The 13,081-nt window shown below is 68.1% G+C and carries 14 protein-coding genes; 6 read left to right on the top strand and 8 right to left on the bottom strand.

What is annotated here, in order from left to right; translation table 11 throughout:
- Positions 1–306: 306 nt before the first annotated feature.
- The 3 genes from O3T09_RS03810 (at position 307) to O3T09_RS03800 (ending at position 1,598) form a co-directional block, all read left to right on the top strand.
- Entirely contained in the window at positions 307–663 is a 357-nt protein-coding gene (locus tag O3T09_RS03810; protein WP_020626388.1) for a DMT family transporter, read from the top strand.
- Positions 663–986 carry a DMT family transporter gene (locus O3T09_RS03805; RefSeq protein ID WP_144819320.1) on the top strand — a complete coding sequence of 108 codons (324 nt, stop codon included), beginning with the start codon at positions 663–665 and terminating at the stop codon, positions 984–986. Before O3T09_RS03810 ends, O3T09_RS03805 begins: the two co-directional genes overlap by 1 nt.
- A gap of 291 nt (positions 987–1,277) precedes the next feature.
- Positions 1,278–1,598 carry a hypothetical protein gene (locus O3T09_RS03800; protein WP_144819872.1) on the top strand — a complete coding sequence of 107 codons (321 nt, stop codon included), beginning with the start codon at positions 1,278–1,280 and terminating at the stop codon, positions 1,596–1,598.
- A 250-nt stretch (positions 1,599–1,848) separates the two neighbouring features.
- Here the strand turns inward: O3T09_RS03800 and O3T09_RS03795 are convergent, their stop codons facing one another.
- From O3T09_RS03795 to O3T09_RS03770, 6 genes are all read right to left on the bottom strand, one after another.
- A complete protein-coding gene (locus tag O3T09_RS03795; RefSeq protein WP_206450750.1) occupies positions 1,849–3,102 on the bottom strand; it encodes an IS256 family transposase in 1,254 nt (417 codons plus the stop codon).
- A gap of 483 nt (positions 3,103–3,585) precedes the next feature.
- On the bottom strand, positions 3,586–3,975 hold the full coding sequence (locus tag O3T09_RS03790; protein WP_036334145.1) for a heavy metal-responsive transcriptional regulator: 390 nt from the start codon (positions 3,973–3,975) through the stop codon (positions 3,586–3,588).
- A gap of 122 nt (positions 3,976–4,097) precedes the next feature.
- Complete coding sequence (locus O3T09_RS03785; protein WP_144819261.1) at positions 4,098–5,468, bottom strand: dihydrolipoyl dehydrogenase family protein; 1,371 nt, start codon at positions 5,466–5,468, stop codon at positions 4,098–4,100.
- Between the two features lie 163 nt (positions 5,469–5,631).
- Entirely contained in the window at positions 5,632–6,294 is a 663-nt protein-coding gene (merB, locus tag O3T09_RS03780; protein WP_036336638.1) for an organomercurial lyase MerB, read from the bottom strand.
- Positions 6,295–6,353: 59 nt separating this feature from the next.
- On the bottom strand, positions 6,354–7,790 hold the full coding sequence (merA, locus tag O3T09_RS03775; RefSeq protein WP_020624860.1) for a mercury(II) reductase: 1,437 nt from the start codon (positions 7,788–7,790) through the stop codon (positions 6,354–6,356).
- Between the two features lie 112 nt (positions 7,791–7,902).
- Positions 7,903–8,319 (bottom strand): SUMF1/EgtB/PvdO family nonheme iron enzyme, encoded by a 417-nt coding sequence (locus O3T09_RS03770; protein WP_227448837.1) that lies wholly within the window; start codon positions 8,317–8,319, stop codon positions 7,903–7,905.
- Between the two features lie 297 nt (positions 8,320–8,616).
- Between O3T09_RS03770 and O3T09_RS03765 the strand changes: the two genes are divergently transcribed.
- Genes O3T09_RS03765 through O3T09_RS03755 form a run of 3 tightly spaced genes read left to right on the top strand, consistent with a single transcriptional unit; the run spans position 8,617 to position 10,675 of the window.
- A complete protein-coding gene (locus tag O3T09_RS03765; protein ID WP_049159323.1) occupies positions 8,617–9,282 on the top strand; it encodes a biotin transporter BioY in 666 nt (221 codons plus the stop codon).
- On the top strand, positions 9,279–10,040 hold the full coding sequence (locus tag O3T09_RS03760) for an energy-coupling factor ABC transporter ATP-binding protein (RefSeq protein WP_101965958.1): 762 nt from the start codon (positions 9,279–9,281) through the stop codon (positions 10,038–10,040). Before O3T09_RS03765 ends, O3T09_RS03760 begins: the two co-directional genes overlap by 4 nt.
- Positions 10,040–10,675, top strand: coding sequence for an energy-coupling factor transporter transmembrane component T family protein (locus O3T09_RS03755; RefSeq protein ID WP_101965957.1), 636 nt, complete (start codon positions 10,040–10,042; stop codon positions 10,673–10,675). Before O3T09_RS03760 ends, O3T09_RS03755 begins: the two co-directional genes overlap by 1 nt.
- Before the next feature lie 38 nt (positions 10,676–10,713).
- Here the strand turns inward: O3T09_RS03755 and O3T09_RS03750 are convergent, their stop codons facing one another.
- Together O3T09_RS03750 and O3T09_RS03745 are read right to left on the bottom strand one after the other, a co-directional pair.
- Positions 10,714–11,166 carry an acyl-CoA thioesterase gene (locus O3T09_RS03750; RefSeq protein WP_051050163.1) on the bottom strand — a complete coding sequence of 151 codons (453 nt, stop codon included), beginning with the start codon at positions 11,164–11,166 and terminating at the stop codon, positions 10,714–10,716.
- A gap of 850 nt (positions 11,167–12,016) precedes the next feature.
- Positions 12,017–13,024, bottom strand: coding sequence for a LysR family transcriptional regulator (locus tag O3T09_RS03745; protein ID WP_119217731.1), 1,008 nt, complete (start codon positions 13,022–13,024; stop codon positions 12,017–12,019).
- Positions 13,025–13,081: the final 57 nt, after the last annotated feature.

Below are 13,081 nucleotides of genomic sequence, written 5' to 3'. Positions count from 1 at the left end.
CGGCTCGTCGAAGGCCAGGCCGTCACGAACTGGAAGCAGGCCCTCGCCCAGCTCGCCGCGGCCTACCCCGACCGGATCAACCCCTACCTGTGACCACCCCGCTTACACAGACAAGTTGACACGCCCCGAATCGACACCTGAAAACCGAGCAGGTGGGCCCAGCAAACAGCGGCATGAGCGCGTGTATGGCGGTGCATCCACGAAGCACGCCTCTCGGAAACGCGGGGACACCAGCGTCCAGCCGGTAGAATCATGAACAGACACGGCCGAGCCGCATGCAGGCGCTCGCCCCTTCCAGGAGAGACCATGACCAAATGGTTCCTGCTCGCCGGCGCCGTCGGTAGCGAAGTCATCGCATCGCTGTCACTCAAGGCAGCACTCACCCACCCCGCGCTGTACGCGGTCGTCCTGCTGGGCTACGTCTCAGCCTTCACCTTCCTCACCCTGGTACTGAAGCGCGGAATGGCCCTCGGTGTCGCTTACGGCATCTGGGGCGCGTTGGGTGTCGCCGCAACGGCGGTGCTGTCCGCCGTCCTGTTCGACGAACGGATCACGGCCATGATGGGGATTGGGATCGCCCTGGTGATCGCCGGCGTTCTGATGGTTGAACTGGGATCGCACCATACCCCCGACACCGACGAGCAGCAGGCGGGGGCAGCGTGATGCAGTGGCTATTCCTAGCCGGGGCCGTCCTGTCCGAGGTGGCTGCCACCCTGTGCCTGCGTGTGGCGGCCGCCGGCCGTCGTGGGTTCTACGCGGCCGTGGCCGTCGGTTACGTGCTGGCCTTTGTCTTCCTGACCCTCGCGCTGCGCGTCGGGATCGGGCTCGGTGTCGCCTACGGGATCTGGGCCGCCGCGGGGGTTGCCTTGACCGCGATCGCGTCCCATGTCCTATTCAAGGAACCCCTGACCCGCACCATGATCTTGGGGATCTTGCTGATCATGGCCGGTGTGCTGGTCATCGAAATCGGTTCCAGCTCCCACTGACCTGCGGCGGTGGCCGCGCCGCGCACTCATCGCCAAGGTGGTGATGTCACGCGCAACGTCTGATCGTGGCCGATCGGCGCGGACCAGTGGGGTGCCACCTTCCTCCGCGCCGGTTTAGTGACTAGCGTGCGGCGCATGAGCGGGGGTGCGCAGTCCGTCAGCGTCCGTGTGCACGGGGACTCGATTCTGGGGCAGGAGTGCCTGAAATCCATGATGTGGCCATGGAGTGTGGAGCGGCTCGGGTTGCCCTGTGTCGGTCTGTCGTGGGGGGTGCCGGGGGAGACGTTCAAGGTGCAGGGTGCCTATGCCCAGGAGCCGGTCCGGTATGAGGATCTCAACTTCCAGGAGATCGGTCTCGTGGGGGAGGACTTCGGCCGCGGGCGGCCGGCGTGGCCGGACCGGTGCTTCTCCCTCGAGCTGTTCCCGGAGTATTCCCCCGAGGTGGCGTGGCTTCGCCTGCGGGTGGTGGAGGAGGCAGGGGCGCAGGAGTTCCGAGCCCAGGTCACGTTGCGTCCCCGTTCGCAGGGCAGGGGCTGCCAGGCCGACCTCGACTGGTGGGAGTCTCGACTCGGAGCTCTTCCAGCCCAGATGAGGGAATGGGCTCGGTCCTGATCCGTTCCTCGGGGTCAGGGACCCGGGCCCTCCTTCGTCCCGGGGATGCGCACGTTTCGGACGGGGCCCCGGCGGTGCAGGGGTCTCTCTGGGTCCGTGTCCAGTCGGGTATACCCCTTTACACGCCCCGCCCGCCCACGAGACCATCACGTCAGAGACGGTGTGAATCGCAGCGCTAAATGGCGTGGTTTTTGTAACGCTTTAGGTCAAGCCCCTCGTGATGGTGTAGCGGTCTGATCCTTCATGGGGGTCAGGCGCTGAGGCCGAGGTTGAGTTCGGTGTCGGGGTCCACCTCGTCTCCGGTGTTGGTCACGGTGGTGAGCCTGCAGCGGGCCAGGACTTCGAGACCGAGGTAGCGTCGACCCTCGGCCCATTCATCGGTCTGCTCGGCCAGCACCGCACCCACTAGCCTGACGATGGCCGCCCGGTTGGGGAAGATGCCCACCGCGTCGGTGCGACGGCGGATCTCCCGGTTGAGCCGCTCGGCCGGGTTGTTCGACCAGACCTGCGTCCAGACGTCCTTCGGGAACGTGGTGAAGGCCAGGATGTCCGCCCGGGCGGCGTCGAGGTGCTCAGCCACGGTGGGCAGCTTCCCGCTCACGTAGTCCAGGAGCCGGTCGAACTGCGCGTGCACGCTGGCCGCATCGGGCTGGTCATAGACCGAGTGCAGCATGGCTTTCACGGCCGGCCACATGTTCTTCGGGGTGATGCCCATCAGGTTCGCCGCGTAATGGGTGCGGCAGCGCTGCCACGTCGCTCCGGGCAGGTTCGCCGCGATGGCGTCCTTGAGTCCGGTGTGGGCGTCAGAAGTGACCAACCGGACCCCGGCCAGGCCGCGGGCGACCAGGTCGGCGAAGAACTCGTTCCACGCCGCCCCGGTCTCCGAGGTGGCGACCCGCAGGCCCAGGACCTCGCGGTGGCCGTCAGCGTTGACCCCGGTGGCCAGCAGCACCACGGCGTTGACCACGCGCCCGCCCTCGCGGACCTTCATGCTCAGCGCATCGGCGGCCACGAACGTGAACGGGCCGGCCACCCCGAGCGGGCGGTGGCGGAAGGCCTCGACCTGCTCGTCGAGCTCGGTGGCCATCCGGGAGACTTGGGACTTGGACAGGGCGTTGACGCCCAGAGTCTTGACCAGCTTGTCCATCCGTCGGGTCGAGACCCCGGCGAGGTAGCAGTCAGCGACCACGGTGATCAGCGCCGACTCCGCTCTCTTCCTGCGTTCAAGTAGCCAGTCCGGGAAGTACGTGCCCGATCTGAGCTTGGGGATGGCCACGTCCAGGGTGCCGACCCGGGTGTCCAGGTCCCGGTGGCGGTACCCGTTCCGCTGAGCAGTGCGCGAGGAGCTGGGCTTGCCCCATTCGGCACCGACCACCGCGTCGGCATCCGCGGACAGCAAGGTGTTGATCATGGTCTGCAGCAGATGGCGCATCATGTCCGGGGACGCTTCAGACAGGGCTTCTCCGAGCAGGCCGGCAGGGTCGAGAATATGAGGAGCGGTCATCGTGATGACTCCATTCGAGGATTCTGTGGAAGGTTGACTCGACGGATCACACGGTGGCCGCGTCCACGTCTGAGACGACACGCCCGACCACCGGGCGCTACACCACTATGCGGGACTCAACTACGCTTTAAGGCCTGCTAATCAGGTGGGTGATCGGATCTGAGCTTTCCGCAGACGACAGGTTCTACGTCCGGCTGACGGCGGGTTTCATAGGCACCCCTGGCGCAACAAACGTTTTGTCGTGAAATCCTAGACCCCGCCCTAGAGGGCCTGTGGTTGAAGAGTCGGTCTTACGATGGACAATGGTCCAAACCAGCGACACCAGTGCGCACTGTTCGTGCTGTGGGCGGCGTCTGCCGTTGAGCAGGTTGCACGCGTTGGCGGATGGCGCGGCTTACGTCTGCCGGCGGTGCGGCTTATGGATTGCGGTCCGTCGTCGCTGAGTGATTCCGTTGAAACGTCTGGTTGTGGATGTGCCGATGATCAAAGGTAGCTACAGATGACTTCGGCATTGCACTGAGCGGGGTCGCCGGCCGCCGCGGTTCCGTGAAGGCCGGCAACGGTTTCTCTGAGCGCGGTGAGTTCGGCGATGTGCCTGTCCAGGTTCGTCAGGTGCTCGGCAAGCTGATCACGCACGTGGCCGCACGGCGCCGTGCCAGCATCCCGGATTTGGAGGATGTCGAGGATTTCGGCCAGAGTGAGGCCGGCAACTTGGCTGCGCCGGATGAATTCAAGCCTGACGATCGTGTCCTCTGGATAGTCGCGGTAGCCGTTGGTGGCTCGGTCGGCCTGCGGCAGGAGCCCTCGCTCCTCGTAAAACCTCAAGGCCTTGGTCGTCACGCCGGAGGCCGCCGCTACTTCACCGATACGCATGCTTCACCTCGTTCTCGAAAGACTCCGTAATCTTCCATTTTGCTGGAAGATCACGAAGGTGATGGGGGTCTTTGTGGTGTGCCAATTCCTTCGTGCTCCCGCCTGTACGTTTCTCGACCCGGTTAGGGGGTGAGGTCGAGTTGTTCGAGGGCGACCTGGAAGGCCTCGTGGTAGGTCGGGAATTGGGCGACCTGGTCCAGGAGCGTGTCGATCGGCAGTTGCGTGCGGATGGCGAGGGAGGCGTGGTGGATCCACTCTCCGGCCATGGGGCCGACGGCCCAGGCTCCGATGAGGATCTTCCGGTCGGCGTCGGCGAGTAGGCCGAGGTGCCCGCGGGGGTCCTGCTCGTAGGTCCAGGGTCGGGCGATGGCGTCGGCGAGGTCCAGTTCCGTGGCGATGGTGCGGATGCCCTGCTTCGTTGCCTGTTCCTGGGTTAGTCCGGCGCCGGCGATTTCGGGGTCGGTGAATACGACACGCGGTATGCCGTCGTAGGTGGCCGGGTGGGGTCGGCCGAGGATGGCGTCGGCGGCGATCCGGCCTTGGTACTTCGCGACGTGGGTGAAAGGCATGATGCCGGTGACGTCGCCGATGGCCCACGTGTTTTCGCCGGCGCGGCAGTGGTCGTCGATCTGGATTTCTCCGTGGTCGCCGAGGGTTACGCCAGCGTGTTCGAAGCCGAGTCCTTCGGTGCGTGGTGTGCGGCCGGTACCGAAGATCACGACGTCTGCTGCCACCTCACCGGCTGGATCGCCGTCGCGTGTCTGAAGCTCGATGATGCTGTCGGCTCCCTCGCGCCGCGCCTGGACGGCGGAGGTGGCCAGCCGGATGTCGATGCCGGCCTCCTGCAGGTACTGGTGGGCAAGTTCCCCCACCCGGGGCCCTTCGCGGTCCAGTAACCTCTCGCCGCAGTGGATCAGGGTGATGGCCACTCCGAAGCGGGCCAGGAACGTCGCGGTTTCCACGCCGACGGCGCTGCCGCCGATGATGACCGCCCGCTCGGGGAGCGTGCTGGTGGTGTAGGTTTCACGGTTCGTCCAGGCCGTGATCTGGTCGATGCCGTCCAACGGTGGGATCACGGCGTCGGAGCCGGTGGCGATAATGATGTGCTCGGCTGTGATCTCGCGGTCTCCAGCCTGGATCCGGCCCGGTCCGGTAATCCGAGCTTCGTCCTTGATCACCACGGCGCCCTCTTTGATGTACCCGTCGACCTGTGCCTGGTCATCGAGGTTCCGGATCATGTAGTCCCGGTACTTTGCAGTGGCAGCCCAGTCCAGTTCGGCGCCGGAGACACCGGCGGCCCGTTGAACTTCCGTGCGCGCTTCCGGCGGCCGCAGGACGGTCTTGGAAGGGATACACGCCCAGTAGGCGCATTCCCCGCCGATTAGTTCCCGCTCGAAGACCACGACGTTCTTCCCGGCTTTCAGAAGCCGGTCGGCCGCGACCTCCCCGCCTGGGCCCAGACCGAGGACGGCAACATCGAAATGTTCACTCATGAGAATTTCTCCTTCAGATTCAGCGGATCTTTCCCGGCTCTTTCCGGTCCTTCGTCAACATCTCGCACCGGCCCCGGCCCGCCTCCTGCACCGGTACTGAACCCGTGCAAGCCCTCCAGTTGCCAGTGGTGGTCCGGCGGGTAGTGGTGGGTGGTCGGTTGGTTCAGCAGGCGCAGCTTTGGACGCCGTTGCTTACCTGGTCGGTGGCGGGTCCTGGTGTGTGGGTGAGCATCTTCTCAGCCATGGAGGATCCGAGTTCGTAGGCCTCTTTGACAGGCATGATGGTGCCGCCGGGGTGGGTTTCGAGCCAGGGCGCTGCGTCGTCGGGTGAGGCGAAGAAGTGGACCTGGTTGCAGAACGATGAGCGGACGGAGCTGATGTCCTCCGGGTTCACCAGGGACACCACGGCGGTGGCCGGCTCCACGCTGGTGACACCCATCGCTGTGACAGCCACCCGTACCGGGGTGCCTGTGGCCTGATGTGAGGATTCGATACGCGCGGATGCGCCCAGCAGGGTCGGGAAGATCAGGGTGTCCAGCGCGCACCAGGTGTAGAGTTGCTCACCGTTTACCTCGAACCGGTGCTGCGTGGGGCGCTGCGTCAGGCCCTGCCCGATGATCCGCCCGGACCCGTCGTACTCCGTGTCGCCCATCGCCTTGAGGGCAGTGCGGACTTCCTCCCCGGCACGGCCGGTCGCCGCGGCGAGGTCGCTCACGTCGACCGGGTCGCCCAGGGCGAGGAGTTTCAGTAGGGGCATCCACAGCCAGGGCTCCATCCCCGTCTCGTTGGACGCAAGCCGGTCAGTGACCTCGCTGATGTTGTTCATCGCGGTCGTTCCTTTCAAGGCATGGTGTGTCAGTGTTCGGCGATCGGTGGTTCAGGTGTTCAGGCGGCGCAGCAGGAAAGTTTGGAGACATCCGTCTTGAAGGACTGGGCAACGATCTTGATGCCCTCGGCCATGGTCAGGTACGGGCTCCAGAGGTTCGCGACCTGATCGACGGTCATCCCGGCCTGCAGGATGTACACGCCTGTTGCAGCGAGGTCGCCGGCTTCCTTCGCGACGGCGGTGATACCGACGATCCTGCCGGTGTCGGCGTCTGCGACCATCTTGATGAATCCGCGGGTGTCCCGGTTCACCACGGCGCGGGGTATGTATTCCAGCGGTACAACCCGGCATTCGCACCTGATCCCGGCGTCTCTTGCCTGCTTGTCGGTCATGCCGACAACCGCGAGGTTAGGGCTGGTGAACGTGACGCGGGGCAGGTGGCTGTAGTCCACGGCGCGGCCGGCGTCGCTGAAGGCGTTGTCGACCATCAGGGTGCCGTGGGATGCGGCGACGTACACGTATTCGGGGTGCCCGGTCACGTCCCCCGCAGCCCAAACGCGTGGGTTAGAGCTCACCAGGGTGTCCTCGACGACGACTTCCCCCTTGTCCCCGGTCTTCACGCTCACCCCGGCCAGGTTTAGCCCGTCGGTGACCGGGCGCCGACCCGTGGCGATGAGGACCTTGGAGGCCCGGAGGGTTTCGCGCCCGCCGGCGATGTCGGCCTGGGCGGCAATGCCGCCGTCCGTGTCCTGGGTGATGGAGGAGACGGTGGAGCGGCGGATGACCCGGATGCCCTCGTTGGCGAAGACGCTCATCAATGCCCTGGATGCTTCGGGTTCCTCACCCGATGCCAGGCGAGAGCGCACCAGCATGGTGACCTTCGAGCCGAGGCGGGCGAAGAGTTGGGCCTGTTCCAGGGCGACGTACCCGCCGCCGATGACCAGCAAGGACTCGGGTACCTCGTCGAGTTCCATGGCCGTGGTCGATGTCAGGTAATCGACCGTGTCCAGACCATTGATCGGTGCGGCCCACGGGGTGGAGCCGGTCGCGACCAGATAGTGGGCGGCCGTGATCGTCTCCCTGGTCCCGTCCTGCGCGGTGACCTCCAGCGCAGGGTCCGCGGCGGTGCCGGTGAATACAGCATTGCCGTGGCGCAGCTCCCACCCGTAGTCCGCGACGAGGTCCACGTACTTATCGGAGCGCACGTTCTCCACCAAGGCGCGCTTTCCCGCGATGAGTGCTTCCATGTCCACGGGTCCCGCGGTGGCGGTGAGGCCGGGGAACCTGCCGGCGTCCTGGGCGGTGTGGCGTGCCTCGGCTGCGGCGAGCAGAGCCTTGGAGGGGATGCATCCGGTGTTCACGCAGGTCCCGCCCACGGTCCCGCGTTCGATCATGACGACCCGTTTGTCGAGGTTCGTTGCCCTGATCGCGGCAGCGAACGCGCCACCACCGGAACCGATGATCGCCAGATCGAAATGCGGTACTGCCTCGTTCATGCGAATCTCCCTACACTGCCATCGGGCACCGGTTCATTGCGTGACGGCAGAAGCTGATGGCTGGTTTTCCAGTGGTTGATCTTCAGTCTGCACCTTCCCCTACGGGGGAAGGTCAAGGGTTCTCTGAACGGACGACGGGCTGGGGGCCCTCGAGGTGGTCGAGGCCGGTCCAGGCGATGTCTTCAAGCGGCCCGTAGGCGGGCGAGGTCGTTCCGGCGCGGCAGGCGTACTCCCACTCGGCCTCGGTGGGCAATCGGTACCCGTCAGCGCTCGTGTTCCAGGTAACGGAGCGTCCGTCCCCAGCACGCGTGTAGGCCGGCTGCAGCTCTTCGGCATTGGATAGCTCGTTGCAGAGGTTGATGGTCTCGAACCATGTCAGAGGCGTGAGCGGGCGTCCGGTGCTCCGGTCATGGAGGGGGTGCACTGCCATCTCGAAGGGCTCCAGTTCCACATCCCGTGTGGTCCCGCGGCGGGCGTCGCGCAGGGTGATTTTTCCCGAAGACAGGGTGGCCATGGAGGGCTGGTTCATGGTGTCAGCGTCGCACACGGGCTGACTGGAGAACTATGACCCCTAGTCGATCAAGGTTCAAATGTCAATACCTAAGTGACTCATGGTCGCATGAAACATATTTGCGCGTTTGTGAAATCTTCGCTGCATCTCGACAGCGTCACTCCGCGCACCATCGCCCGGGAGCGCACCCCGGCCGCCCTCACCTCCGCCCCTGCAGTAGACTCCTGAACACTGTTCAACTCGTCGGGCACTCGCCATGCGCCCCGCGCCTCGGCAGCGCCCCCTCGCACTCGCTTCCGCACCAGGAGTCCCTCCATGAGCACTTCCGTGCCCTCGTCCCACGACGGCCACGTCCGCCCCGCGGCCACCACGACGGCGGACCGCCCCGCCGACGCCGGCCGCCCCCGCCGCGGTTCCGCCGGCGGCAGCCTCGCGCGCATCGCCGTCATGACCGCGTTGATGGCCGTCCTCGGTCTGGTGCCGCCGATCGCCGTCGCCGGTGTGCCCGCCCCGATCGTGCTGCAGAACATCGCCGTGATCCTGGCCGGCGTGATCCTCGGCCCGTGGCGCGGGGCCGCCTCGATGGCGCTGTTCGCCGGCCTCGTGGCGCTCGGCCTGCCGCTGCTCAGCGGCGGCCGCGGCGGCCTGGGCGTGTTCGCCGGCCCGACGGCCGGCTTCATCCTCGGCTGGATCCCGTCCGCGCTGATCGTCGGCCTGATCTTCTGGGCCCTCACCTCCCGCGCCCGTCCCGGCCTCGGCGCCGGACGGATCGCGCTGGCGGCCGCCGTGGCCGGGCTGATCGGCGGCGTCGTGATGGTCTACTTCTTCGGCGTGCTCGGCTTCGTCGGGATCGCCGGGATGGAGTTCGGCGCCGCCGTCCTCTCCATGTCCCCGTTCGTGCCCGGTGACCTGATCAAGCTCGTCGTGGCCGTCATCCTCGTCGTCGGCCTGTGGAAGGCCTACCCCCGCGCCTTCCGATGAGCCCGGACCGTTCCCTCACCCTCACGGGCGTCCGCGTCGAGGCCGACGGCCCTGAGGGCGTCGTCGTGCTCCTCGACGGCGTGGACCTCACCCTCACCGCCCCGCGTATGGCGGTGATCGGGGAGAACGGCTCCGGCAAGTCCACGCTGGCCCGCGCGATCGCCGGGCTGGCCGACGTCGTCGCCGGGGAGGTGACCGTGCACGGGGTGGACGCCGTCCGGGACGTGAAGGCGCTGCGCCGCACCGTCGGCTTCGTGTTCGCGAACCCGGCCGCGCAGATGGTCATGCCCACCGTCCGGGAGGACGTGGAGCTGACCGTGAAGTCGCTCAGGGACGACGCCGGCCGCCGCCTGACCAAGGACGACGTCGCCGCGCGCGTGGCCGCGGCGCTCCAGGAGCACCGGCTCACCGCGCTCGCGGACCGGGCGTGCCTGTCCCTGTCCTCGGGGCAGGCGCAGCGGCTGGCCATGTGCTCGGTGATGACCGCCGGGCCGTCCCTGGTGATCGCCGACGAGCCGACCTCCCTGCTGGACGGCCGGCACCGGCGGATCGTGGCCGACCGGCTGCTGGCCGCCGACCCCTCCGCCCCGGACGGGTTCCAGCTGCTGCTGGTGACCCACGACCTCGAGCTGGCCCGTGCATGCGACGAGGCCGTGTGGATCCACGGCGGCCGTGTGGAGCGGACCGGCCCGGCCGGGGACGTGGTCGAGGCGTACGAGCACTTCCTGGACCACGCCGTGGCGGCGGAGCTGCGCTGATGCTCTCCCTGTACATCCACGGCGACTCGCCCCTGCACCACGCCCGCGCCGGCCTCAAGACGGGCCTGTTCGCGGTGTGGGTGCTGGCCCTGACCCTGCTGCCGCTGTCCCTGTGGACGGCGGGCGCCGCCGTCGTGGGCGCCGTGACCGCGTACCTCGTGGGCTTCGGGCTGCGGCGCGGTGCGGCGATGATCGCCTCCGACCTGCGGGCTCTGTGGCTGTTCTACGTGGTCCTGTTCGCGGCGCAGTGGATCTTCACCGACGCGTTCGCCGCCGGACTCATGGTGGCGCGCGTGCTCGGGCTTGTGCTCACAGCGCAGGTGTTGACGCGCACCACCCGGATCGCGGACATGACCGGGGTGGCCGAGGCGGTGCTGCGGCCGGTCGAGCGGATCCCGTGGGCGGGGCCGCGCCTGGCGCGGGCGGGGTTCCGCGCCGACCGCGTGGGCCTGGCGATGGGTCTGGTGCTCTCCTCGATCGGCCACCTGCGCGCGCTGGCCGAGCAGATCCGGCATGCACAGGCCGCCCGCGGGGTGCGGATGGCGCCGTGGGCCTGGGTGCTGCCGCTGCTGGTGCTCAGCTTCAAGCACGCCGACGACGTCGGGGACGCCCTGGCCGCCCGCGGCATCGACTAGAGCCGCCCTTCCTCCCGCGTTGGGGGCGGCGGGCCGGCTCAGAGGGGGTTGTCCAGGGGCAGGCGGTCGCGGTCGTAGGTGATCTCGGTGAAGCCGTGGGGCACGGGCTTGCCGTCCTCGCCCAGGGACACGAACACGATCTTGTCGATGGTCAGGATCATCTCGCCGGTCACGATGTTCCGCACCTTCGCCCGCATGCTCAGGGACGTGCGCCCGAACTCGGTGGCGCGCAGGCCCATCTCGATCATGTCGCCCTGCTTCGCCGAGGCCAGGAAGTTGATCTCCGAGATCAGCTTCGTCACGCACCGCGGGTTGCCCAGCTGCAGGGTCGCGTAGATGGCCGCCTCCTCGTCGACCCAGCGCAGCAGCGAGCCGCCGAAGAGGGTGTTGTTCGCGTTGAGGTCCTCCGGCTTGACCCACTTGCGGGTGCGGAAGTTGACGTCGTCGTGGGCGGCGCGGTCGGCCGAACGGGTGAAGAGCGTGGAGTCCATGGCCCCACGGTAGAGCGACGCCGACGCCGGCACGAGGGAGGGCGCCCGATGCGGAGATGCGCTCGACCAGGCCGTAGGGTCGCCGACAGGGATCCGCAACGGAGCACACAGGAGGGACCCGACCGACGACCATCCGCCCCCACCCCGACCCCGCCACACCCGACGCCACCTGGCGCGATGTGCCGGTGCTCGGCTTCACGGTCGCCGCCGGCGTCGCCGTCCTGTTCTGCCTGGTCTGGCTGCTCCGCGACGGGCTCACCACCGACTACACGTGGGGGCTGCTGCTGTCCCCGGTGCTCATGGGTGTGGCCGGGGTGGCGGTGATGGTGCTCTGGGAGCGGCTCCTCGCCCGCGTCCCGCGGCTGGCTGCCACGCTGGTGGCCGCCGTCGCCCTCCTGGCCTTCGTACTGGTGCTCGCCTGGTGGCTCGTCGAGGTGAACGCGCAGACGCACCTGTTCACCGGGAGCACGCTCTGGCTGCTCGCCGTCGCCCCGGTCTGCGCGGCCCTCGCCTGGCTCGCGCACCGGCTGCTCCCGGCGGCCCGCCGGCCCGTGGAAGAGCCCCCCGCCGCCCTCGACGACGACGCGTGGGCCCGCCGCCTCGCCGGCGTCCTGCGGCTGCGCAAGGACCTGCCCGACGCGCGGGTGGCCGAGATCGTCCGTGACGCGCGGGCACGCGGGGCCGCGGCCGGGCGCCCGCTGGCCGAGGAGCTCGGCTCCCCGGAGTCGTACGCCGCGGGCGTCCAGAAGGACCGGGTCGCCGCGCCCCGCCGGCGGGCCTGGGCGGGTCACCGCGTTCGTGGTGATCATCCTGGCCACCCGTCTCCCGGGCGTGGTGGCCGGGGAGCGGCTCAGCGCGTGGGACGTCGCGTACCTGCTGCTCGCCGTCGTCGTGCTGGTGTCGGAGTGGCGCGACTATCGGGCGGCGGTGCGCCGGGAAGACCCGGAGACTGGGGGTCGCTGAACTCCTCCTGACACAGTTGCATCACGGCCCGCACCCGCTCGCTGGGCGGGAATGCGGGGTGCCACGCGAGGACCACCGGCTCCACTTCCGTCGCCGGTGCAACGGGCAGGCTCACCACCGGCAGCCCCTCCCGGCTTGTGGTGGACTCCACGGCCGTGAAATGCAGGCCGTACCCGGCGCCCTGGGCGACGAAGGAACGCATGAGCTCCAGATCGCCCACACGCTGGATCACGCGCGGGGTCTGCCCTCGCCGGCGCAGGATGTTGAGGGAGTTCGCGCCGCTGGGCGACCGGTCCAGAAGTACCAGGGGCTCGCCCTGGAGATCGGCGAGGTCCACGGTCCGGCCGTGCGCCAACGGGTGGTCTCCTGGCAGGCAGACCTTCACGCCGAGGCGCAGCAGTGGGGCCGTGGCCATCTCCACCGGCAGGTTGACGGCGTACGTCACTGCCACGTCCACCTCGCCCCGCGTCAGTCGGTCGGCCAGGGTGTGACCGTCGCCCTGGGAAACGGTCAACCGGACACCGGGCAGGGAGTCGACGGTGCGCCGCCACACGCGGGGCAGTAGTGCTGAGGCGAGGGGGCCATAGCAGCCGAGTGAGACCGGCCCGTGCACCGCGGCGTCCTCCGCCGCCGACTCGACCACCTGGGCTGCCTGGCGGAGCAGCGCCCGGGCGCGGGCTACCACGCGCTCGCCGGCCGGGGTCAGCCTCGCCCCCGTGGCGCGCTTACGCTCGGTAAGAGCCGTGCCGCTGATCCTTTCGAGCGCGTCGATATTCTGCTTGACGGCGTTCGGGGTGACGTGCAACCGCCGCGCACTCTCCACGAACGTGCCGGCGTCGGCCAGAGCCACCAGGTGTTCGAGCTGGCGCAGCGTGAGTCGTGGATCCAGAGTCATGGCAGACCCCCTCTTCTGCGTTTTGGTGGAAGAATAATTCAGTTGAGCTGTTGGTGA

Source organism: Micrococcus sp. H39-S4, from assembly GCF_027158145.1.
Taxonomy (GTDB): domain Bacteria; phylum Actinomycetota; class Actinomycetes; order Actinomycetales; family Micrococcaceae; genus Micrococcus; species Micrococcus luteus.
This window is presented reverse-complemented; position numbering and strand designations above follow the sequence as displayed.